Source organism: Poseidonocella sp. HB161398 (genome assembly GCF_005870025.1).
In the GTDB taxonomy this organism is placed as follows: Bacteria; Pseudomonadota; Alphaproteobacteria; order Rhodobacterales; family Rhodobacteraceae; genus Mangrovicoccus.
This window is the reverse complement of sequence record NZ_VATA01000002.1, coordinates 309,306-330,023: the sequence shown is the minus strand read 5'-3', so window position 1 is coordinate 330,023 and position 20,718 is coordinate 309,306. Positions and strand designations below refer to the sequence as shown.

Below are 20,718 nucleotides of genomic sequence, written 5' to 3'. Positions count from 1 at the left end.
ACCGCGCTCGGCATACCCGTCACTGTGGCCGTAGGATAAGTCCGTCCGGGGAAAGGGGAACCGCGCTCAGCCCCCGATTTGTGCAACAAGGCCACGGCTCTGCACAGACTGCGTCCCGGAGGCCATCCGGGACGGAGGAGGCGGAGATGGACAGCACCAGGGCGTTCCTGCGCCCCGGCACCGCGGCGGCGCGTAGCGCGGAGGCCCTGGCCGGCGAACTGTCGGCCCTGCGCGCGACAGCGCTGGCCGGGCTGGCGCCCGCGCCCGGAGAAGGCATCCTCGCCGGTCCCAGCCATGCCGCCCGCTGGCGGCATCTCGCCCGGCAGGGCGCTGTTCCGCCCCCCTGTGAATGCACGCATTTCGTCGGCGGCGCCGGGCTTCCCGTGTGGAACCACGGCCTTTTCGCGGAGGTGGCGCAGCGCCATCGCCCGGGCATTCCGGTGCTTCTGATCCTGCCCGATCCGCGCTTCGGCAATGCCATCCTCGAGGCACCGCAGCAGCTTTTTGCCGACGGGTTCAGCCATATCGCGCGGCACCTGATCTCGCCTGCCGGCGATCGCGAGATGATCCGCCGCCACATGGCCGCGCTCGGCCAATGGCGCGCGGCCTTCGGCGCGGATCTGCGGCTGCTGCCCTGGACCGGGCTCATGACCGCGCATGTCCATCTGGAAACCGGCCGCTACTGGCAGGACGGCGCCTACCGCTATCCGGCAATGGAACGGTGGCTTGGCGGCGAGGCCGCGCGGCTCGGTGCGGAGGACCTGTCGCCGCTCCTGTCGCGGGACAGCGCCGCGGGGTTCGACGGGCTCTATGCCGACCGCTCGCTGCACCCGACACTGGCGGGCTACGTGCTGCTGATGCGGGCCGCTGCCGGGGCGCCGATGGCAGAGGCGCTGGCCGAAGGGCAGGCGGCGCGGGACCGCTGGCTGCGGCGGCTCTTGAAACGGGCAGGGACCCTGCTGGAGGGCATCGGACCGGTGCGTATCGCCGGCGGCCGGGTCTGGCAGCGCGCCGCGCGGCTCGCGCTCGGGCAGGCGGGGCGCGCCACGCTCGCGGAGGCCGGGCTGGCGCTTGGCGGGCCGCCGGTGCCGGGCGCCGTGCATGTCCGGATCGCCGCGGCCGGGGACCCTCCGGCGGAGAAGACGCCCGGCACCGGCGCCCTGCGCCAGCCGCTGGTCATCCCCTGGTACGGCATGGCGGCCCTGGCCCGCGGGGAGGTTGGCGCGCTGGCTGCGCTTTCCTCCGGGGAGCTGCTGCGCGGTGCCGGTTTCGGCTGGGCGGATCTGCTGGCAGAGGCCGGACCGCCCGCGGCCTGGATCGACGCGGCGGGCGAGGACTGTCCCTCGCATATCGGCATCGCCGCGGTCATCCTGGGCCTGCTCGAAGGGCTGGCGATCTGCCGCCGGGCCGGGCTCAGGGCTGGACCGGCATCCGCATCCCGTTCAGCACCAGGTTGCGCCCCGGCTCCAGCTCGATCTCGCTGACCAGCCGGTCGCCATCGCCATCGGGCCGCGCCACAACGCCCAGCATCATCCGCAGCCCGAAGGCCTGCTCTTGCGGGATCACCCCGGCCGCGATCAGCCCGTCGAGCAGCGCCAGCCCGTTCTCGAGGCTCAGATCCATCTTGCCGACGGGCTCCGGCAGGCCCTCTGCGCCGGTCTCGAGCTGGAAGGCGCCCTGGCCCTCCAGCACCGCGCCGCCAAGCGACAGCAGGAGCTTGCGGATCTCAACCGCGTCAATGCCGAAGGGCACGGCCATCGGCAGGAAGCCCGGCTGCGGCGGCGTGACCGTGCCGCCGAGATCGAGCGACAGGGTACCGGGGTCGCGGCTGACATGGCCGTCAGGGTCGATCTCCCGCCAGAGCCGGTCGCCGAGGGTCAGCGACTGCGCGTCGAGCTGAAGCGAGACCGGCGCCGGCCCGCCGGAGAGCGCATAGGGCACTTTGGTCTCGAGGCTATTGGCACCGAGTTGCAGCTCGACCGGCGCGGCAAAGCCGGGCACCCCCGTGACCGCCAGGTCGCCCCGATCCGCGGAGATCGCGAAGCTGCCGCGCCCGTCCGCGGCGGCAAGGCGGGTCTCCTCGTTCTCGGCGGCATAGGCGAAGGAGATCGGCGGCAGCCCGTCCGGCAGGGGCGCATCCGACACCTGGCGGGTCTGCGCGGCATGGCCCTGTCCGGTGAAGCTCTGGAACGCGCCGCCCTCGGCAATCGCTCTGGCCTCGGAGGAAAAGTCCTCCCGCGCGATCTGCTGCCGCCCGGCCGGAGCGCCGGTGGAGTCCTGCAGCAGGGTCTCCTGCTGCCAGTGCGCGGCGGTGAAGTGCGCCTCGGCACTGCCGGTCGCCGCGCCGCGGGGCAGGACCAGTTCGCCCGCGGCCTTTTCGATCAGCGCGCTGACGGTGCCGCTTTGCAGGAGCCCGCCATCGGTCAGGCGCGTCTCGGTCGTGCCGGTCGCGCTCAGCGACGGGACGTCGTAGCGATACCGGATTTCGCCGCCATCGCCCGTGGCGCGGATCTCGAGTCCGTCCATCGGCAGAGACAGATGCGACTCGGTGGCGGCGACCCCGTCAGCGGATTGCGAATAGGCGACCGCCAGCGGCTGCGGATAGCGGATCGCGACCGCGCCGCCCTGCCCGGCAAGGGCGATTTCCGGGATCGCCAGCGACACCGTGCCGAGGAGGCCCATCGACAGGGTCGCGGTCACCGATTCGAGCGTCAGCGTGCCGTCGCGCTCCTCTTCGGCGGCCGCGGCGAGCTGCATGCCGTAGACCGCGGCGACGTCCTGCCACTGCTGCCAGACCTCGTCCGGACGGATGTCGGCATGAAGCGGCGCAGCGCTGCCGAGAAGCAGCGCGAGCGCGGGCAGATGTCGGGTCATGGGCGATTCTCCGGATGGGGTTGTCCTTTGCCACCGTTCTGGCAGGGTTGGGCCGGAACGGGAATAGCGACGCCCGACAAGGAGGGCAAATGACTGATCTGACCGGAAAAGCGGTTCTGGTGACCGGCGCAAGCCGCGGAATCGGCGCGGCCGCCGCACGGGCCTTCGCCGCGGCGGGGGCGAAGGTCGCGCTGGCGGCGCGCAGCCGCGAGGCGATTGCCGATCTGGCCGGCGAGCTCGGCGGCGATGCGGTGGCGATCACCTGCGACGTCTCGCGCTACTGGGAGGTCGAGGCGGCGGTGGCCGCGGTCGAGAAGAGCTTCGGCCGGCTCGACGTGCTGGTGAACAATGCCGGGGTGATCGAGCCGATCGCGCCGCTTGGCGGGGCCGATCCCGAGGACTGGGGCAAGCTCATCGATATCAACGTGAAGGGCGTCTATCACGGCATGCGCGCGGCGCTGCCGGTGATGGCGGCCAATGGCGGCGGAACGATCCTGACCGTCTCCTCGGGCGCGGCCTCGCGTCCGCTCGAGGGCTGGAGCGCCTATTGCGCCTCGAAGGCCGCGGTGGCGATGCTGACCCGCTCGGCCGATCTGGAGGGGCGCGGCGAGGGCATCCGCGCCATCGGGCTGAGCCCGGGCACGGTGGCGACCGAGATGCAGGTGCAGATCAAGGCCTCGGGGGTGAACCCGGTCAGCCAGCTCGACTGGTCGGAGCATATTCCGGCCGACTGGCCGGCGCGCGCGCTGGTCTGGCTCTGCGGCGCGGAGGCCGACGACCTGGTGGGCACCGAAGTGTCGCTGCGCGATCCCGAAATCCGGCGCCGCGCGGGGCTCGTGGCGGCATGATCGAGACCCGGAAGGACGGCGCGCTCTGGACCGTGCGGCTGAACCGGCCGGAAAAGGCCAATTCGGTGACCTATGCCATGCTCGAGGCGGTGGCGGAGTTCGCCGAGGAGGCGCAGGGCCGCGCCAAGGCGATCGTCCTGACCGGGACGGGCAAGGTCTTCAGCGCGGGCATGGATCTGGCGGAGGCAGAGAGCGGCCTGCCGACCGATCCGGTCTGGGAACGCGCCTCGGGCGCGATCGCGGCCTTCGAGGGGCTGTCGATCGCGGCGCTGAACGGCACGCTGGCGGGCGGCTCGATGGGCATGGCGCTGGCCTGCGACCTGCGGGTCGCGGTCGAGGGGGCGAAGCTCTTCTATCCGGTGATGTCGCTGGGCTTCCTGCCGCAGCCCTCGGATCCGGGGCGGCTGGCGCGGCTGGTCGGCCCCTCGCGGGCGAAGATGATCCTGATGGCGGGGCAGAAGATCCCGGTGGCCGAGGCGCTGGACTGGGGCCTGGTCGACCGGGTGGTGGCGAAGGATGCGCTGGAGGAAGAGGTCGCCGGTCTGGCGGCTGCCGCGCTTGGCGCGGAGCTGTCGCATATCGCCGGGATCAAGAGCCTTATCGGTTAGGCGCGCGGCGGGGGCGGCACGGGCCGCCTCCGCATCGCGGCGGGCTCAGCCGCGCCAGGCGCGGACCGGGCCGCAATCCATGTGCACGAAATTCGAGCCGTAGTAGCGCCCGACGCCGCCGGCACTGAAGGAGGTCGCGGCCTGGGCCATCTGGTTGACCGAGCGCGTTTTCAGCCGCAGGTCTGCGGCCTGGCCCTTCATGTGCAGCGAGTTGCGCGCGACGCCGCTGGAGCGCGAGCGCAGATAGGCGTTGGTCTGCGGCGAACGGTAGCCCGAAAGCATCAGGTAGGGTTCGCTCGTGCCCATCAGGTTGTGCGACGCGGACATGATGTCGAGTGTCCGCGTGTCGATCGGCTTCGCCGAGTTCTGTCGCCAGTCACGCATGAACACGTTGATTTCGCGAAGCGATTCCTTGATGTACTTGCCATCGACCCAGTAGATCACGTCGATGCGCTCGCCGGTCCGGCCGGAATACATCTGGAGTTTTCGGATGTCGCCGCCCCCGCGCAGGAATCCTGCGGCCTTGGAATAGGTGGGCGCCGCGGCGATTGCCGTAGCGGCAAAGGCCCGGAGTAAAGCACGCCTGCTTACGCAGCTTTCGCTGTCGTTCATTGGTAGTCCCCGCTCGATCTGCCTCAAGTTTCGCGACCGGCCGTTCCGGCTCAATTCGCATTCTGCCTTAGCATCGAAATGCCATAAATTTGGTGAATATCAAAGGAAATAAGGCCGCATGAAGGGAACCTTCCCGGGGTGCGCGGAAATCCGCCGATCTATGCAATATGTTAAGATCAGCCCTTGATTCTCCCGGCGGGGGCCGGAGTGCCATTTCCGCGACACTTTGCCCGGCTGGGCAAAATTGTGATTTCGCTCCCGGCGGGGGCGGCCGATACCGTCCCCTTGAGCAGTGCAGATTTCATTCAGGCGGAGGTTCCCATGCAATTGACCCTTTCCCGGCCGGTCCGGAGCTGGCTTGCCGCGCTTGCCTGCGGGGCGATGCTTGCCTCGGCGGCGCCGGTCCTGGCGCAGAGCACCGGCTTTGCCCAGGCCGTGGCGCAGCTTTCGGCAAAGGACCAGGCGCTGGCGGCCTATTACAAGGCGGCGAATTACGACGCGCTCTGGACGGGCCGCGGCAACCGCGAGCGCCAGCGCGTGCGCGAACTGGTCCGCGCGCTCGAGGCGGCGCCCGGGCACGGGCTCCCGGCAGGGCGCTACGACGTGGCGGGGCTGAAGGCGCTGGCCTCCTCGGCGAAGAGCGAGGCCGATCTCGCCAAGCTGGAAGTCGCCTATAGCCGGGCCTTCCTCGACTATGTCCATGACGTGCAGTCCGGCGTGCTGGTGCCGCGGCGCGTCGCCCGCGGCATCGAGCGCGACGCGCCGCGCCGCGATCCGGCGCGCACCCTGGCCGCCTTCGCCAAGAGCTCGCCCTCGGGCTTCATCGACGCACTGCCGCCGCAGACCGGCGAATACGCCGCGCTGCTGGCCGAGAAGGCCCGGCTGGAGCGGCTGGCCGGCGGGGCGGGCTGGGGCCCGAAGGTGCAGGCCTCGGCGCTGCAGAAGGGCCAGAGCAGCCCGGCCGTGGCCCAGATGGCCGCGCGGCTCTCGGCAATGGGATACGGGCGCGGCGGCAGCGCGGCCTATGACGATGCCGTGGTGCAGCAGGTCGCGGCCTTCCAGCGCGATCACGGGCTGTCCCCGGACGGCGTCGCGGGCAAGGGCACGCTGGCGGAGATCAACAAGGAGCCCGCCGACCGGCTGGCCTCGGTGCTGGCCGCGATGGAGCGCGAGCGCTGGATGAACTTCCCGCTGGGCAAGCGCCATGTCTGGGTGAACATCCCCGATTTCACCGCCAAGATCATCGACAACGGCAAGGTCACGCTGGAGACCCGCTCGGTCGTCGGCCAGAACCAGTCGACCCACCGCTCGCCGGAATTCTCCGACGTGATGGAATACATGGTCATCAACCCGACCTGGAACGTGCCGCGCTCGATCGTCGTCAACGAGTACCTGCCGATGATGAAGGCGAACCCGAACGCCGCCGGGCAGCTGCAGCTGATCGATCAGAGCGGGCGTTCCGTCAGCCGTGGCGCGGTGGATTTCGCCTCCTACAGCGCGTCGAACTTCCCCTATGGCCTGAAGGAGCCGCCGAGCACCGGCAATGCGCTCGGCACGGTGAAGTTCATGTTCCCCAACCCCTACAACATCTACCTGCACGACACGCCGTCGAAATCGCTCTTCGGCCGCGAGACCCGGGCCTTCAGCCATGGCTGCATCCGGCTCGCCGATCCGCATGACTTCGCCTACACGCTGCTGGCGCAGCAGACCCGCGATCCCAAGGGGTTCTTCCAGTCGAAGCTTGCCACCCGGCAGGAGACGACGGTGCGGCTGGAGCATCCGGTGCCGGTGCATATCGGCTACCGCACGGCCTTCGCGCCCGCGGGCAAGGGGCCGTTCCAGTATCGCCGCGACGTGTACGGGCGTGACGCCGCCGTCTATTCCGCGCTGGTCAAGGCCGGGGTATCAATCGGCGGCGTTCGGGGCTAAGCACGGCCCCGTATCAAGAGGCGGGGTTAGGCCATGGACATTCTGCTTTCCGATCTCGCGGCCGCGCTCGAGGCGCGGCTGGAGGGCAAGGGGGACATCCCCATCTCGGGTGCGGCAGAGCCTGCCGCGGCCGGGCCCGGCGATCTGGCACTGGCAATGAAGCCCGACTATGCCGAGGGGCTGAAGGCGGGCGCGGCCCGCGCGGCCGTGCTCTGGGACGGGGCCGACTGGCAGAGCTACGGGCTCGAGGCGGCGCTTTTCGTGCCGCGGCCGCGCTACGCAATGTCGGGCATCACCCGCGCGCTCGATCCCGGTCCCGCCATTGCGGCGGGCATCCATCCGAGCGCGGTGATCGACCCGACGGCGGAGATCGGCGAGGGCGCGTGCATCGGTCCGCTCGCCGTCATCGGTCCGCGCACCCGGATCGGCGCCCGCGCGCGGATCGCCCCCCATGCCACTGTGGCCGAGGATTGCGAGATCGGCGACGATGTCCTTCTGTCCTCGGGGGCCCATGTCGGGCGCCGCGTGCGGATGGGCGACCGGGTCATCCTCCAGCCCGGCGCGGCGGTGGGCGGCGACGGCTTCTCCTTCGTGACGCCGGAGAAATCCGCGGTGGAGTCGGTGCGCGAGAGCCTCGGCGACCGGCAGGAGACCCGCAACACCGCCTGGACGCGCATCCACAGCCTGGGCGGCGTGGAGATCGGCGACGATGTCGAGATCGGCGCCAATTCGACGGTCGACAGCGGCACGATCCGCGCCACCCGCATCGGCCGCGGCACCAAGATCGACAACCTCGTGCAGATCGGCCACAACGTCCAGGTCGGCGAGGACTGCCTGTTCTGCTCGCTCGTGGGCGTGGCGGGCTCGACGAAGATCGGCAGCCGCGTGGTGCTGGCCGGGCAGGTGGGCGTCAACGACAACATCACCATCGGCGACGACGTGGTCGCGGGCGGGGCGTCCAAGATCTTCACCAAGGTGCCCGCGGGCCGCGTGATCCTGGGCCATCCGGCGGTCGAAATGTCGACCCAGATGGAGATCAACAAGGGCATCCGCCGCCTGCCGAGGCTCTACCGCGACGTTGCAGCGCTGAAGAAGGCTGTTCAAAAGCCGGACGAAAGCGAATAGATCACCCGCAAATTCCGCAGAGAGGGGTCGGGACATGTCGGATGTTGCTGACAAGGTGATTGGAATCATTGCCGAGCAGGCGGTCCTGGACAAGAGCGACGTGTCCATGGACCAGACCCTCGGCGATCTGGGCATCGACAGCCTCGGGCTGGTGGAGAGCATCTTCGCCATCGAGGAGGCTTTCGACATCCAGGTGCCGTTCAATGCCAATGATCCGGCCTCCAGCGAGTTCGACATCTCGTCGGTGGCCGCCATCGTCAAAGCCGTCGAAGGGCTGGTGGCGGAACAGCACGCATGAAGCGCGTGGTCATTACCGGCCAGGGGACGATCAATCCCCTGGGCCGTTCCGTCGCCGAGACGCTCGAGGCGATGCGCGAGGGCCGCTGCGGCATCGGTCCGCTGGAATTCCGCGATGTCGACCGGCTGGCGATCAAGATCGGCGGGCAGGTCAAGGACTACGATCCCGAGACCGAGTTCAACCGCCAGCAGATCGCGCTTTACGACCGCTTCACCCAGTTCACGCTGCTCGCGGCGCGCGAGGCGATCGGCCAGTCGGGGCTGAGCTTCGGCGGCGAGCTGGCGGCGCGCACCGGCGTCGTGCTGGGCACCTCGGGGGGCGGGCTGCAGACCTCGGACGAGAACTACCGCTCGGTCTACGAGGAGGGCAAGAACCGCGTCCATCCCTTCGTCGTGCCGAAGCTGATGAACAACGCCGCGGCCAGCCATGTCTCGATGTCCTACAATCTCAAGGGCCCGAGCTTCACCGTCGCCACCGCCTGCGCGTCCTCGAACCACGCCATGGGGCTTGCCTTCCACCTGGTCCGCGGCGGCGCCGCGACGGTCATGGTCACGGGCGGGTCGGAATCCATGCTGTGCTTCGGCGGCGTGAAGGCCTGGGAGGGGCTGCGGGTGATGTCGAAGGACGCCTGCCGCCCGTTCTCCGCGAACCGCAACGGCATGGTCCAGGGCGAGGGCGCGGGCGTCTTCGTCTTCGAGGAATACGAGCATGCGAAGGCGCGCGGGGCCGAGATCCTGGCCGAGGTGATCGGCTTCGCCATGACCTCGGATGCCTCCGACATCGTCATGCCCTCGAAGCAGGGGGCGGCGCGGGCGATCCGCGGCGCGGTCGAGGATGCCGGCATTCCGCTGGACGCGGTGGGCTATATCAACGCCCATGGCACCGGGACGGCCGCGAATGACAAGACCGAATGCGCGGCGGTGGCCGATGTCTTCGGCGCCCATGCCGACAGGCTGATGATCTCCTCGACCAAGTCGATGCATGGCCACCTGATCGGCGGCACCGGCGCGGTGGAGCTGCTGGCCTGCGTGATGGCGCTGCGCGAGGGAGTGATTGCGCCGACGATCGGCTACGAGGAGGCGGATCCGGAATGCGCGCTCGACGTGGTGCCGAATGTGGCGCGCGAGGCGAAGGTCGATGTCGTCCTGTCGAACGCCTTCGCCTTCGGCGGGCTGAACGCGGTGCTGGCGCTGCGCGCGGCCTGAGGGAAGGGGCCGGGCGAAGCGCCCGGCCGCATCCGGTCGTTACTGCTGCGGCGCGACCTTGCGCAGCGGCAGATCGTTATAGGTGGCGGTGAAGCCCGCCAGGGACAGCGTCAGGTCGACATTGGTGGTCTGCGAGACGACCGGCACGATGGTCACGACCGCCTTGGCGCCGCGCTTCATCGCCGCGATGTCGTCCGCGCTGAAGCCGACTTCGGCCACGCAGCCCGAGGCATTGCAGTATTTCAGCGGATAGCGCTTGGGTTCGCCGCCATCGACCGCGAAGGTCACGCCGCGGGTCAGCAGCGTCTCGAGCGGGGTCACGATCATCGCGCCAGCCTCGAAGGACGCGCCTTCCAGGCGGAACATGGTGAACTCCGCCGTCGGCGTGCCCGAGCTGTCGCGCAGGAGCTGGTACATCTGGCAGGGATCGGCCTGGCCTTCGGGCGCGCGGCCGCAGCGGACCTCCCAGTCCTGCACCGTCTTCGGCACATAGAGCTGGCCCGGCTGGACCTCGTCGCGGCTCGTGGGGCGCGCCTGGTTGACCGGCTCGCCCGCGGAGAGGTCGATCGCCGATGCGCCGTCGTTTCCGCTGGGGGCAGGCTGGGCCGCGTCCTGCGCGTAAGCCGCGGAAGACATGGCAAAAGCCAGGGAAAGCAGAAGGCCCGCGCCAAAGCGATTGGTCATGATTGACGTATCCTTTCGGGAATGGATCGGTGCGGCAGGCCTAGCATGGCAACCGGGCACTGTCAGGCCCCAACCTGCCGCGGCCGCCCCGCGGGGGGCGGCAAATCCGCCGCCCTGCGATCAAAAGAAAAAGAGGCCCGGCGGGCCTCTTTCAGATGTCATTTTGCTCCCTGTCGGACTGGCCGACTTGTATGTGACCCGGAAGCTAGGACGACTTGGCGCACCGGTCAACAGGAAACAAATTCCTGTTTCATCCTTCGGGCTTGAAATTTCCATCTGTCGCCATAGTGCCGAAAAAATGGCCACGCCGCAGGGCGTGGCCAGGTCAACAGGGAGGAAGTTCGGGGCGGATCAGGTCGATTGCCCACCCCTTGGAAACAGGCTAGCCCGAAATGGTTAACGTTACGTGCCTGTTACAGGGCCCTGTTTAGATGGCGGGAACCGATACCGGCGTGATCCGGATCTGGCTGATGCGGTTCTTCTCGCGTCCGAGGATCTCGAATCGGAAATTATGGAAGTTGAACACCTGGCCGACCACGGGGATCATCTGGGCCTCGTGGATCACCAGCCCGGCGATGGTGTTGGCCTCGGTGTCGGGCAGCTGCCATTCATTGGCGCGGTTGAGGTCGCGGATCGTCACCCAGCCGTCGACAATGAACTGCCCGTCGGTCGTTTTCTCGATCCCCTGGGTCTCGCCGGTGTCGAATTCGTCGGTGATCTCGCCGACGATCTCCTCGAGGATGTCCTCCAGCGTGATGAGTCCCTGCAGCACGCCGTATTCGTCCACGACCAGCGCGAAATGGGTGTGCCGCTTGAGGAACTGCCGCATCTGGTCGTCGAGCGTCGTGGTCTCGGGCACGAAATAGGGCTTGCGCGCGACCGAGAGGAAATCGAAGGCCTCGGGCAGAACCTCGGTCGGATGCCCGGCGTCGCTGCGCGCCTTGGCGAGCCCGCGCAGCAGGTCCTTGGCATGGATCACGCCGATGATGTTCTCGTGGGTCTCGCGGAAGACCGGCAGGCGGGTGTGGGGCGAGGCCAGGCACTGCGCCAGAACGTCCGTCGGCGGCGCGTCGGCATCGATCATCTCGATCTCCGAGCGGTGCTTCATGATCTCCTCGACGGTGCGGTCGCCGAGATCGAGCGCGCCGAGCAGCCGGTCGCGGTCCTCCTTCTCGACCACGCCCTCGGAATGGCCGAGCGCCAGCGCGCCCGAGATTTCCTCGCGCACGGCGAGGACGTTGTTCTGCGGATCGGTCTCCACCCCGAAGAGCTTCAGCACCGTGCGCACCAGGGCGCGGACCGCCATCACCACCGGCGAGAAGACGCGGATGATGATCGAGATCGGCCGTGCCACGGCGGCGGCGGCGACTTCGGCATTGGTGATCGCATAGGTCTTGGGCAACACCTCGGCGAAGATCAGGACCAGGAAGGTCATGATCAGCGTCGCCAGCGCCAGCGTCGCGCCGCCATCGCCGAAGGCGCGGGTGAAGAGCGCCGTGGTCAGCGAGGTCGCGAGGATGTTCACGAGGTTGTTGCCCAGCAGCACCGAACCGATCAGCCGCTCGTTGTCCTCGGTGATCTTCAGCGCCTCGCCGGCGCCGCGGCTGCCGGCATCTGCCTTGGCCTTCAGCTTGCCCCGCGACGCGGCGGTCAGCGCGGTTTCCGAGCCCGAGAAGAAGCCCGAGAGCACGAGCAGCCCCAGGACCGCCAGCGTGGTGATCCAGAAGGCGGCGTCGAAAACCGTGGTGGCGGTGTCCATTCCTTAACGTCCTTATGCCTGACTAGAGGCCTTATGATAGGGCTCCACTACGGGATCAAGAAGGGCAGGCGATGAAGACGGCACAGCTGGGCGAGTTGGACGGGCCTGTCCTTGTCTTCGGGGCACCTGCCTCCAATCTCCAGGCGCTGATCGCGCTCCTGGGCGAGGCATCCCGCCGCGGCGTGACGCGGCTGACGATGATCTGCACCGGGGGGCTGGCCGGGCCCTGCGGCGATCCGGGCGCGGTGACGACGATGCTGCGGGTGCTGGGCGGACCGGTCCTCGCCGGCGAGACGGAGCGGCGCCTGGCCGCGGGCCCCCGCCATGGCGGCGCGCTGGCAGAGCGCGACTGGTTCCGCCTGGCCGATGACCGCATTCCCGCGGGCGACCGGCGCTGGCTGGCGGGCCTGCCGGATGCGGCGGTCTTCACGCGCCGCGGCCGCCGCTTCGCCGCCATCTCCGGGGGCGGCGTCGCGCTGCCGGACGAGGAGGCGCCAGACGAGGCGTTCCGCGCCGCGCTTGCCGCCTTGCAGGCGTCGGCGGGTCCCTGCGACACGGTGCTGGCGGCCAGCCAAGCCCAGGCCTTCCGCAGGCTGGTCGGCGGGGTGGAATGGATCGGCACCGGCGCCTGCGGCCTTCCGGCCGGGGACGGGCGGATGCAGACGCGCTTCGTGATGCTCAATCACGGCATCGCCCGGCTGCACCGGCTGGCCTATGACGTGGAAGGCGCCAGGCGGAAGATGCGCGAGCTGGGGCTCGATCCGCGCTGGCAAGCGGCGCTTTCGGGCGGCCCGTCCCCGGCAGCGGAGCTGCTGCCGGGACCGCGGGCCGCCTGAGGATCACTCTTCGGCGCTGCCCTCGGCATCGACCTCGGCCTCGCCCTGATCGGCGATCCAGGCGACCGAGACCACCTCTTCGCCCTGGGCGGTGTTGAACACCCGGACGCCGCCCGCCGCGCGCGAGCGGAACGAGATGCCCGCGACCGGGCAGCGGATCGACTGGCCGTTCGACGTGGCCAGCATGATCTGGTCGTCGAGCATCACCGGGAAGCTCGTCACCAGCGTGCCGCCGCGCATGCCCTTGTCCATCGCCGCCACGCCCTGGCCGCCGCGGCCGCGCACCGGATAGTCATGCGAGGAGCTGAGCTTGCCGAAGCCGCGGGTGGTGATGGTCAGGATCAGGTCCTCGGCCGCTGACATCTCGGCATAGCGCTCCTGCGGCAGCGCCACGTCGGCCACGGCTTCCTCGTCTTCGTTCTCCGCCTCTTCGGTCATCCCCTCGATGGCGCGGCGCATCTTCAGATAGGCGGCGCGTTCTTCCGAGCTGGCATCGAAATGGCGGATCACCGACATCGCCACGACCGAGGCGCCTTTCGGCAGCTTGATGCCGCGCACGCCGGTCGATTTGCGGCCCTTGAAGACGCGCACCTCGGTCACCGGGAAGCGGATCGCGCGGCCCAGATCGGTGAAGAGCATCACGTCGTCGTCTTCCGAGCAGATCCGCGCGTTGACGAGCTTCACCCCCTCGGGCAGCTCCATCGCGATCTTGCCGTTGCGCATCACGTTGGTGAAATCGCCGAGCGCGTTCCGGCGCACGTCGCCCTCGGAGGTGGAGAAGACGATGTTCAGCTCGTTCCACTGGTCCTCGGGGCGGTCGACCGGCATGATCGCCGCGACGCCGACGCCGGGATTGATCGGCAGGATGTTCACCATCGGCTTGCCGCGGGCCGAGCGGCCGCCCTGCGGCAGGCGCCAGGTCTTCAGCTTGTAGACCATGCCGTCGGTGGTGAAGACGAGAAGCGGCGTGTGGGTATTGGCGACGAACAGCGTCGTCACCACGTCCTCGTCCTTCATCGCCATCCCCGACAGGCCCTTGCCGCCGCGCTTCTGGCTGCGGTAGTCGGCCAGCGGCGTGCGCTTGGCATAGCCGGTCTGGGTGATGGTGACGACCATGTCCTCCTTCTCGATGAGGTCCTCGTCCTCCATGTCGCCCGACCAGTCGACGATCTCGGTGCGGCGCGGCACGGCGAAGGCCTCGCGCACGGTGCGCAGCTCGTCCGAGATGATCCCCATGATCCGCTCGCGCGAGCGCAGGATCTCCAGGTATTCGCGGATCTTGGCGGCCAGCTCCTCGAGCTCGTCGGTGACTTCCTTGACGCCGAGCTGGGTCAGGCGCTGCAGGCGCAGCTCCAGGATGGCGCGGGCCTGGGTCTCCGACAGGTTGTAGGTCCTGTCGTCGTTCATCGTATGGGTCGGATCGTCGATCAGGCGGATATAGCCCTCGATCTCGTGGGCAGGCCAGCGCCGGGTCATCAGCGCCTCGCGGGCCTCGGCCGGATCGGCCGACTGGCGGATCGTCGCAACCACTTCGTCGACATTCGAGACCGCCACGGCGAGGCCGCAGAGGATGTGGCTGCGCTCGCGCGCCTTGCGCAGCTCGTAGGCGGTGCGGCGCGCGACGACCTCCTCGCGGAAGTCGATGAAGCTGGTCAGGAAGCGGCGCAGCGTCAGCTGCTCGGGGCGGCCGCCGTTCAGCGCCAGCATGTTGCAGCCGAAGGAGGTCTGCATCGGGGTGAAGCGCCAGAGCTGGTTCAGCACCACGTCCGGGGTCGCGTCGCGCTTCAGCTCGATCACCACGCGGATGCCGACGCGGTCGGATTCGTCCTGCACATGGGCGATGCCCTCGATCCGCTTCTCGCGCACGAGGTCTGCGATCTTCTCGATCATCGCCGCCTTGTTCACCTGGTAGGGGATCTCGTCGAGGACGATGGCGTAGCGGTCCTTGCGGATCTCCTCGATCCGGGTCTTGGCGCGGATGATGACCGAGCCGCGGCCCTCCAGATACGCCTTGCGCGCGCCGGAGCGGCCGAGAATGATGCCGCCGGTCGGAAAGTCGGGGGCGGGGATGTACTCCATCAGGTCCGCGCTATCGAGATCGGGATTCTCGATCAGCGCCAGCGTCGCGTCGACCACCTCGCCCAGGTTGTGCGGCGGGATGTTCGTCGCCATGCCGACCGCGATGCCGCCCGCGCCGTTGACCAGCATGTTGGGGAAGCGCGCCGGAAGGACGGACGGTTCGCGGTCCTTGCCGTCGTAGTTGTCCTGGAAATCGACGGTCTCCTTCTCGATGTCCTCGAGAAGCGCCATCGCCGATTTCTGCATCCGGACCTCGGTGTAGCGCATGGCCGCCGCGCTGTCGCCGTCCATCGAGCCGAAGTTCCCCTGGCCGTCGAGCAGCGGCAGCGACATCGAGAAGGGCTGCGCCAGCCGCACCAGCGCGTCGTAGATCGCCGCGTCGCCATGCGGGTGGTATTTCCCCATCACGTCGCCGACCGGGCGGGCCGACTTGCGGTAGGGCTTCTCGTGGCTGTTCCCGGTCTCGAACATTGCGTAAAGAATGCGCCGATGCACAGGTTTCAGGCCGTCGCGCAGATCCGGGATGGCGCGGCTGACGATCACGCTCATCGCGTAGTCGAGATAGCTCGACTTCATTTCCTCGGCGATGGAAACCGCAGGGCCGTCATAGCGGGGCGCCGGATTTTCGTCTTTATCTTCAGGGGTTTCCGGTGTGTCGCTCATTTCTGCCTGCTCGCTTGTGACTTAGGGGTCCAGCTTTGCCACAGGGTATATCAGACGCGGCGACCGGGCTGCAATGTCGCAGTCATCCCGTTGTCATCATCCATCCCGGGAGAGTGCTAATAGTTTGTTTTTATTGACCTTTAAAAGTTCCGGCGCAGCATGGAGGCGTGTATGGCAAGAGGTCGGGAATGGCAACAAGCGAAACGGAACTGATGCTGAAGGGCTACGGGCTGACGACGGCGGAGATGTACTACCGGCTGCCGGATTACCGCAGCGTGCTCAACACCTTCGTCTGGCAGGAGTACGATCTGGCGCCGGACTATCCGCGGCTCTTCAAATTCATCGAATTCTGGCAGGACGAGATCGAGGGTCCGCTGCATTCGGTCCGCTTCACCCATCGCAAGATGATCGCGCCCGGCGAATGGCGCAATGTCGTCGGGGAATTCCGCTACCACTGACGCTCCGGGCGCGGTGGACAGGGCAGGGTTGCAGCCTGTCTACGGCTGCGCAACAAAGTTGCGCAGGTGGCGTCAATCGCCTTGAAGTCCGGCGGAATTTGCGATGGTCTGCGGTGCAACACAAGGCGACGAGGGACCGCCCATATGCGCACTGGCCTTTACCCGGGAACGTTCGATCCGCTCACCCTGGGTCACGTGGACATCATCAAGCGCGGCTGCAAGCTGGTCGATCACCTGGTGATCGGCGTCGCGATCAACCGCGACAAGGGACCGCTTTTCTCGCTGGAGGAGCGCGTCGCGATGATCGAGGCGGAGAAGGAGATGCTGTCCGCCGGCACGGATTGCCGGATCACGGTGCATCCGTTCGAGAATCTGCTGATCCACTGCGCCGAGGATGTCGGCGCGAACGTGATCATCCGCGGCCTGCGGGCCGTGGCCGATTTCGAGTACGAATTCCAGATGGTCGCGATGAACCGCGCGCTGAGCCAGGATGTCGAGACGGTGTTCCTGATGGCGGAGGCGCAGCACCAGGCGATCGCGTCGAAGCTGGTCAAGGAAATCGCCCGGCTCGAGGGCGACGTCTCGAAATTCGTCACCCCGGCCGTGCGTCAGGCGCTCCTGAACCGTGTGGCGGAGCGCCGGTAGTCAATCAGTAGCCGTAGACCGACTCATGGGCCACGCGGCGGAAGTCTGCGCGGCTCAGCCCCAGATCCGCGGCTTCGCGGTCGGAGAGCATGTTCAGTTCGTTCAGCGTGCGGCGGAAGCGCTCGTGCTGGGCGAAACGGCTTTTCCAGGTGTTCACGATCTTCGTCATTGTCGGCCTCATCGGATGTGCGTTTGTCTGTTGAAGCCTAGATAGGTGATGGCGCTAACCGGAAAAACCGCCAAACCAGCAGTCCCGGCATGCGTGTGCTGCAATGCAGCGTAAAAGAAATATTCATTAGTGCAGGCACTTGCCCGGCAGGTTTGCGCCGGGTGCATGGCTGGAATGCTGCGGCAGCAGCTCGCCGTTCAGTTGCACCCGGGCAAAGGAAAAGCCGCGCAGGCGGGGCTGCGCGGCTTTTGTCAATGTCGTCCGGGGCTTGGCGCTCAGAGCGTCTTGCCGATCTCCGCTGCGGTGTCGACCATGCGGTTCGAGAAGCCCCATTCGTTGTCGTACCAGCTCAGGATGCGGACCATGTTGCCGTCGAGCACCTTGGTCTGCTCGGCCGCGAAGGTCGAGGAATGCGGGTCGTGGTTGAAGTCCATCGACACCATCGGACCGGCGGCATAGCCGAGCACGCCCTTCAGGGGGCCCTCTGCGGCCGCCTTGATCAGCGCGTTGATCTCCTCGGGGGTCGTGTCGCGCGCCGCTTCGAAGGTCAGGTCGACGCAGGAGACGTTCGGGGTGGGGACGCGGATCGCGACGCCGTCGAGCTTGCCGGCCAGTTCCGGCATGACCAGGCCGATGGCCCGGGCGGCGCCGGTCGAGGTCGGGATCATGTTCATCGCCGCCGCGCGGGCGCGGTACAGATCCTTGTGCATCGTGTCCAGCGTCGGCTGGTCGCCGGTATAGCTGTGGATCGTCGTCATGAAGCCTCGGGTGATGCCGATGCCCTCATGCAGGACCTTGGTCACCGGCGCGAGGCAGTTCGTCGTGCAGGAGCCGTTCGAGATCACCTTCTGGTCGGCATTGATCGTGCCGTGGTTCACGCCGAAGACGACGGTGTTGTCGGCGCCCGAGGCAGGGGCGGAGACCAGGACGCGGGCAGAGCCGTTCTCCAGGTGCAGCGCGGCCTTCTCGCGCGCGGTGAAGATGCCGGTGCACTCCATCGCGATGTCGACATGGCCCCAGGGGAGCTTTGCCGGGTCGCGCTCGGCCGTGACCTTGATCTTGCCCTGGCCGACATCGATCCAGTCCTCGCCGGTGGTCACTTCACCCTGGAAGCGGCCATGGACGCTGTCATAGCGGAACAGATGCGCATTGGTCTCGACCGGGCCGAGATCGTTGATCGCGACCACTTCGATGTCGCTGCGCTTGCTTTCCATGACGGCGCGAAGGACGTTGCGGCCGATGCGGCCAAACCCGTTGATTGCGACCTGAATGGCCATGTCTGCCTCCCGTTCATCATCGTGCAGGGTTGCGTTAGCCCTAACATCTTTGACGCGGCGGTCAACAGCAAGGTGATTGCGCTAACAGGGCTAAATCGTCACGGAGCCGCGAGGCCGGGCGCGGCGGCCAGGCCGCGCCCCGTCCAGTCTCAGCCCTGTGCCTTGGCCCGGCTGCGCGGCGCCGGCTTGCGCGGCTTGGCAGAGGCCGCGGCCTCCGCACTGCCATCGGCGACGGCATGGGCGCTGTCGCGCGCCTTTCCGGCGAAATCCTGCATCGCGTCGCGCAGCTTCTCCATCGTGCCGGTCATGGCCTCGGCCATGTGGCCGATCATCTCGCGCTGCGACTCGGCGACGGTCCGGCTGGCGGCGGCGCCGCGCTGGCCGGCATGTTCCGCGGTCTCTGCCAGCTTGCGCCGTGCCTCTTCCTGGGCGGCGGCGGCGGCATGGACGGCGCGTCCGGCGCCGCGTTCGAGTTCTGTCTGCAGACTCATGGTCATCCTCCTCTCTGTGTCCGGTGCGGGCAGTCACGGCCGCCCGCTAAGGGGGGAACCGGTCCGGGGGCCCGCCTGTTCCGTCACGATTTGGGGGAGGAGGTAAAAAAAAGGGCCCCGGCATGTCTGCCGGAGCCGGAACCCGCATGTGGCTGGCGCGGGGCGTGCCGGGCAGGGCCCGGCCGTGGTCTCAGTGCAGCAGGCGGCCCATCGCGGCGGCGACATCGGCCATCCGGCAGGAGAAGCCCCATTCGTTGTCGTACCAGGCCAGCACCCGGACGGTGCGGCCGCCGACGACCTTGGTCTGCTCGGGCGCGAAGATCGAGGACTGGGTGGTGTGGTTGAAGTCGATGGAGACCTTCGGCTCGGGATCGTAGCCCAGCACGGAGCGCATATGCCCCTCGGCCGCCTCGCGGACGACCTCGTTCACGTCGGCGACGGTCACGTCGCGGGCGGCTTCGAAGGTCAGGTCGACGCAGGAGACATTCGGGGTCGGCACGCGGATCGACGAGCCGTCGAGCTTGCCCTCGAGCTCGGGCAGGACCTCTTTCAGTGCCTTGGCCGCGCCGGTGGAGGTCGGGATCATCGCCATCGCGGCGGAACGCGCGCGGTAGAGATCGCCGTGGCGGCGGTCCAGCGTCGGCTGGTCGCCGGTATAGGAGTGGATCGTCGTCATGATCCCGCGCTCGATCCCGATGGCGTCGTTCAGCACCTTGGCGAGCGGGGCGAGGCAGTTGGTGGTGCAGGAGCCGTTCGACACCATCGTGTCGGTGGTCAGCAGGCTGCGGTGGTTCACGCCGTAGACGATGGTCTTGTCGACATTCTTGGCAGGGGCGGAGAACAGCACCTTCTTCGCGCCCTGCTCGACATGGACGATGCCCTTGTGGCCGTCATTGAACTTGCCGGTGCATTCCAGCACGACATCGACGCCGGTCCAGTCCAGTTCCTTCGGCTCGTAGGTCGAGAAGACCTGGATCGGGCCGCGGCCCATGTCCAGCGTGTTGCCCTCGACCTTCACGGTGCCGCCGAAGCGGCCGTGGATGGAGTCGTATTTCAGGAGATGCGCATTGGTCTCGATCGGGCCGGTCGCGTTGATCTTCACCACTTCGACGTCGTTGCGCCCGCTTTCCGCGATATGCGCGAGCGTGCAGCGGCCGATGCGGCCAAAACCGTTGATACCGACAGTAATCGTCATGGGTCAGTCTCCTGAGGGGGGCTGCGAGGCGATCGGGAGGGCGCGCCGAGCCAGTGCTGAACTGGCCTCCGTATACCCTTGGGTACCGTGGCAAAAAAGCTAAAAGACAAAGTTTTAGAATGTGTTAGCGGTAAACGTGACGTGTTAGCGCGACCGTTTGCGGTAACGGTGCTGCGCTGCGGAAATCTCTGGCGGGGGGAGCGGGGCGCGGCGCGAATCTGGGAGCGGTACCATGGCGCTGCGGGGGCGGCGCGGCGGCGCGCCGGAGGGGCCGGGGCAGGCTCTGCCCCGGCCGGAAGATCAGCCGTTGGCGGCGCGGATCTTGTCGGCGGCGTCCTTCGAGAAGGCCACGCCTTCCTTTTCCAGAAGCGCGTCGAGCTCGCCCGACAGGGTCATCTCGGTGATGATGTCGCAGCCGCCGACGAACTCGCCCTTGACGTAGAGCTGCGGGATGGTCGGCCAGTCGGAGAACTCCTTGATCCCCTGGCGGATGCCGTCATCCTCGAGGACGTTCACGTCCTTGAACTCGACGCCCATGAAGTTCAGCACGCCGGCGACGCGGCTGGAGAAGCCGCATTGCGGCATCATCTTGGTGCCCTTCATGAACAGGACCACGTCATTGGCGGTCACGGTATCCTTGATCTGCTCTTCCACGGTGGTGGTCATGCGTTGTCTCCTTGGTCTGCGCCTGGCGCGCGGGTCTCTTTCCGGAACCTAGCACGGAATGTGCCAGCATGGGTGCGTTGCGCGCCGATCAGGTCGTTGCGTTTCAGGACTGCCCGGTATCCGGTCATGTCGGTGGCTTCCAGCCCCAGTTCCTCGGGGCCGTCGCCGGGCAGGGCGGGCCGGTGGGCGCTCAGCGGCCTGTGGCGGCCGCGCTTGATCCAGGCCTCGGCCAGCGCGGCGGCAGCCAGGGCCGCGCCGCATCCGCCGAGACCCCAGAGCAGCGCGGTCACGCCCGGC

The 20,718-nt window shown here is 67.9% G+C and carries 21 protein-coding genes; 10 read left to right on the top strand and 11 right to left on the bottom strand.

Annotation, left to right across the window (positions count from 1 at the left end; translation table 11 throughout):
- The first annotated feature begins 146 nt into the window (after positions 1-146).
- Complete coding sequence (locus FGX59_RS03075; RefSeq protein WP_138465033.1) at positions 147-1,484, top strand: hypothetical protein; 1,338 nt, start codon at positions 147-149, stop codon at positions 1,482-1,484.
- Here FGX59_RS03075 and FGX59_RS03070 read toward each other — a convergent pair.
- A complete protein-coding gene (locus FGX59_RS03070) occupies positions 1,414-2,874 on the bottom strand; it encodes a DUF2125 domain-containing protein (RefSeq protein ID WP_138465032.1) in 1,461 nt (486 codons plus the stop codon). The genes FGX59_RS03075 and FGX59_RS03070 overlap by 71 nt on opposite strands.
- Before the next feature lie 89 nt (positions 2,875-2,963).
- On the opposite strand from FGX59_RS03070, the gene FGX59_RS03065 reads away from it, so the two are divergent.
- Together FGX59_RS03065 and FGX59_RS03060 are read left to right on the top strand one after the other, a co-directional pair.
- Entirely contained in the window at positions 2,964-3,722 is a 759-nt protein-coding gene (locus tag FGX59_RS03065; protein ID WP_138465031.1) for an SDR family oxidoreductase, read from the top strand.
- Complete coding sequence (locus FGX59_RS03060) at positions 3,719-4,330, top strand: enoyl-CoA hydratase/isomerase family protein (RefSeq protein ID WP_138465030.1); 612 nt, start codon at positions 3,719-3,721, stop codon at positions 4,328-4,330. The genes FGX59_RS03065 and FGX59_RS03060 overlap by 4 nt, the downstream gene beginning before the upstream one ends.
- Before the next feature lie 45 nt (positions 4,331-4,375).
- On the opposite strand, the gene FGX59_RS03055 is transcribed toward FGX59_RS03060, so the two are convergent.
- Positions 4,376-4,942 (bottom strand): DUF882 domain-containing protein, encoded by a 567-nt coding sequence (locus tag FGX59_RS03055; protein ID WP_138465029.1) that lies wholly within the window; start codon positions 4,940-4,942, stop codon positions 4,376-4,378.
- 321 nt (positions 4,943-5,263) lie between these two features.
- Here FGX59_RS03055 and FGX59_RS03050 point away from each other — a divergent pair, with 321 nt between their 5' ends.
- The 4 genes from FGX59_RS03050 to FGX59_RS03035 are packed head-to-tail and all read left to right on the top strand — an operon-like array spanning position 5,264 to position 9,499.
- Complete coding sequence (locus tag FGX59_RS03050; protein WP_138465028.1) at positions 5,264-6,871, top strand: murein L,D-transpeptidase; 1,608 nt, start codon at positions 5,264-5,266, stop codon at positions 6,869-6,871.
- 33 nt (positions 6,872-6,904) lie between these two features.
- Positions 6,905-7,996: a UDP-3-O-(3-hydroxymyristoyl)glucosamine N-acyltransferase gene (locus FGX59_RS03045; protein WP_138465027.1), complete on the top strand. Its 1,092-nt coding sequence runs from the start codon at positions 6,905-6,907 to the stop codon at positions 7,994-7,996.
- A 34-nt stretch (positions 7,997-8,030) separates the two neighbouring features.
- Positions 8,031-8,294, top strand: a complete 264-nt coding sequence (locus tag FGX59_RS03040; RefSeq protein ID WP_138465026.1) for an acyl carrier protein — start codon at positions 8,031-8,033, stop codon at positions 8,292-8,294.
- A complete protein-coding gene (locus FGX59_RS03035) occupies positions 8,291-9,499 on the top strand; it encodes a beta-ketoacyl synthase (RefSeq protein WP_138465025.1) in 1,209 nt (402 codons plus the stop codon). The genes FGX59_RS03040 and FGX59_RS03035 overlap by 4 nt, the downstream gene beginning before the upstream one ends.
- 39 nt (positions 9,500-9,538) lie before the next feature.
- On the opposite strand, the gene FGX59_RS03030 is transcribed toward FGX59_RS03035, so the two are convergent.
- Both FGX59_RS03030 and FGX59_RS03025 read right to left on the bottom strand, forming a co-directional pair.
- Entirely contained in the window at positions 9,539-10,183 is a 645-nt protein-coding gene (locus FGX59_RS03030) for an invasion associated locus B family protein (RefSeq protein WP_138465024.1), read from the bottom strand.
- Between the two features lie 427 nt (positions 10,184-10,610).
- Positions 10,611-11,942 (bottom strand): HlyC/CorC family transporter, encoded by a 1,332-nt coding sequence (locus FGX59_RS03025; protein WP_138465023.1) that lies wholly within the window; start codon positions 11,940-11,942, stop codon positions 10,611-10,613.
- Positions 11,943-12,013: 71 nt separating this feature from the next.
- On the opposite strand from FGX59_RS03025, the gene FGX59_RS03020 reads away from it, so the two are divergent.
- Positions 12,014-12,778: a metallophosphoesterase gene (locus FGX59_RS03020; RefSeq protein WP_138465022.1), complete on the top strand. Its 765-nt coding sequence runs from the start codon at positions 12,014-12,016 to the stop codon at positions 12,776-12,778.
- A gap of 3 nt (positions 12,779-12,781) precedes the next feature.
- Here FGX59_RS03020 and gyrA read toward each other — a convergent pair whose 3' ends face one another.
- Entirely contained in the window at positions 12,782-15,520 is a 2,739-nt protein-coding gene (gene gyrA / locus FGX59_RS03015; RefSeq protein ID WP_138465021.1) for a DNA gyrase subunit A, read from the bottom strand.
- Positions 15,521-15,708: 188 nt separating this feature from the next.
- On the opposite strand from gyrA, the gene FGX59_RS03010 reads away from it, so the two are divergent.
- Positions 15,709-15,978: an usg protein gene (locus tag FGX59_RS03010; RefSeq protein WP_138465020.1), complete on the top strand. Its 270-nt coding sequence runs from the start codon at positions 15,709-15,711 to the stop codon at positions 15,976-15,978.
- Between the two features lie 144 nt (positions 15,979-16,122).
- Positions 16,123-16,623 (top strand): pantetheine-phosphate adenylyltransferase, encoded by a 501-nt coding sequence (gene coaD / locus FGX59_RS03005; RefSeq protein WP_138465019.1) that lies wholly within the window; start codon positions 16,123-16,125, stop codon positions 16,621-16,623.
- A gap of 4 nt (positions 16,624-16,627) precedes the next feature.
- Here coaD and FGX59_RS03000 read toward each other — a convergent pair whose 3' ends face one another.
- The 6 genes from FGX59_RS03000 to FGX59_RS02975 all read right to left on the bottom strand — a co-directional run bounded on the left by FGX59_RS03000 (position 16,628) and on the right by FGX59_RS02975 (position 20,711).
- Entirely contained in the window at positions 16,628-16,792 is a 165-nt protein-coding gene (locus FGX59_RS03000; RefSeq protein WP_240722217.1) for a DUF1127 domain-containing protein, read from the bottom strand.
- A gap of 275 nt (positions 16,793-17,067) precedes the next feature.
- Entirely contained in the window at positions 17,068-18,069 is a 1,002-nt protein-coding gene (gene gap / locus FGX59_RS02995; protein WP_138465017.1) for a type I glyceraldehyde-3-phosphate dehydrogenase, read from the bottom strand.
- Between the two features lie 149 nt (positions 18,070-18,218).
- The gene (locus FGX59_RS02990) at positions 18,219-18,560 is read right to left on the bottom strand and encodes a hypothetical protein (protein WP_138465016.1); all 342 of its coding nucleotides are present in this window, start codon (positions 18,558-18,560) and stop codon (positions 18,219-18,221) included.
- 190 nt (positions 18,561-18,750) lie between these two features.
- Complete coding sequence (gene gap, locus FGX59_RS02985; protein ID WP_138465015.1) at positions 18,751-19,755, bottom strand: type I glyceraldehyde-3-phosphate dehydrogenase; 1,005 nt, start codon at positions 19,753-19,755, stop codon at positions 18,751-18,753.
- A 300-nt stretch (positions 19,756-20,055) separates the two neighbouring features.
- On the bottom strand, positions 20,056-20,421 hold the full coding sequence (gene grxD / locus FGX59_RS02980) for a Grx4 family monothiol glutaredoxin (RefSeq protein WP_138465014.1): 366 nt from the start codon (positions 20,419-20,421) through the stop codon (positions 20,056-20,058).
- Positions 20,418-20,711, bottom strand: coding sequence for a hypothetical protein (locus tag FGX59_RS02975; RefSeq protein WP_138465013.1), 294 nt, complete (start codon positions 20,709-20,711; stop codon positions 20,418-20,420). The genes grxD and FGX59_RS02975 overlap by 4 nt, the downstream gene beginning before the upstream one ends.
- Positions 20,712-20,718: the final 7 nt, after the last annotated feature.

Coding starts and splice junctions, on each gene's coding strand:
- FGX59_RS03075 (WP_138465033.1), top strand. CDS start 147: ATGGACAGCACCAGGGCGTTCCTGCGCCCCGGCACCGCGGCGGCGCGT.
- FGX59_RS03070 (WP_138465032.1), bottom strand. CDS start 2,874: ATGACCCGACATCTGCCCGCGCTCGCGCTGCTTCTCGGCAGCGCTGCG.
- FGX59_RS03065 (WP_138465031.1), top strand. CDS start 2,964: ATGACTGATCTGACCGGAAAAGCGGTTCTGGTGACCGGCGCAAGCCGC.
- FGX59_RS03060 (WP_138465030.1), top strand. CDS start 3,719: ATGATCGAGACCCGGAAGGACGGCGCGCTCTGGACCGTGCGGCTGAAC.
- FGX59_RS03055 (WP_138465029.1), bottom strand. CDS start 4,942: ATGAACGACAGCGAAAGCTGCGTAAGCAGGCGTGCTTTACTCCGGGCC.
- FGX59_RS03050 (WP_138465028.1), top strand. CDS start 5,264: ATGCAATTGACCCTTTCCCGGCCGGTCCGGAGCTGGCTTGCCGCGCTT.
- FGX59_RS03045 (WP_138465027.1), top strand. CDS start 6,905: ATGGACATTCTGCTTTCCGATCTCGCGGCCGCGCTCGAGGCGCGGCTG.
- FGX59_RS03040 (WP_138465026.1), top strand. CDS start 8,031: ATGTCGGATGTTGCTGACAAGGTGATTGGAATCATTGCCGAGCAGGCG.
- FGX59_RS03035 (WP_138465025.1), top strand. CDS start 8,291: ATGAAGCGCGTGGTCATTACCGGCCAGGGGACGATCAATCCCCTGGGC.
- FGX59_RS03030 (WP_138465024.1), bottom strand. CDS start 10,183: ATGACCAATCGCTTTGGCGCGGGCCTTCTGCTTTCCCTGGCTTTTGCC.
- FGX59_RS03025 (WP_138465023.1), bottom strand. CDS start 11,942: ATGGACACCGCCACCACGGTTTTCGACGCCGCCTTCTGGATCACCACG.
- FGX59_RS03020 (WP_138465022.1), top strand. CDS start 12,014: ATGAAGACGGCACAGCTGGGCGAGTTGGACGGGCCTGTCCTTGTCTTC.
- gyrA (WP_138465021.1), bottom strand. CDS start 15,520: ATGAGCGACACACCGGAAACCCCTGAAGATAAAGACGAAAATCCGGCG.
- FGX59_RS03010 (WP_138465020.1), top strand. CDS start 15,709: ATGGCAACAAGCGAAACGGAACTGATGCTGAAGGGCTACGGGCTGACG.
- coaD (WP_138465019.1), top strand. CDS start 16,123: ATGCGCACTGGCCTTTACCCGGGAACGTTCGATCCGCTCACCCTGGGT.
- FGX59_RS03000 (WP_240722217.1), bottom strand. CDS start 16,792: ATGACGAAGATCGTGAACACCTGGAAAAGCCGTTTCGCCCAGCACGAG.
- gap (WP_138465017.1), bottom strand. CDS start 18,069: ATGGCCATTCAGGTCGCAATCAACGGGTTTGGCCGCATCGGCCGCAAC.
- FGX59_RS02990 (WP_138465016.1), bottom strand. CDS start 18,560: ATGAGTCTGCAGACAGAACTCGAACGCGGCGCCGGACGCGCCGTCCAT.
- gap (WP_138465015.1), bottom strand. CDS start 19,755: ATGACGATTACTGTCGGTATCAACGGTTTTGGCCGCATCGGCCGCTGC.
- grxD (WP_138465014.1), bottom strand. CDS start 20,421: ATGACCACCACCGTGGAAGAGCAGATCAAGGATACCGTGACCGCCAAT.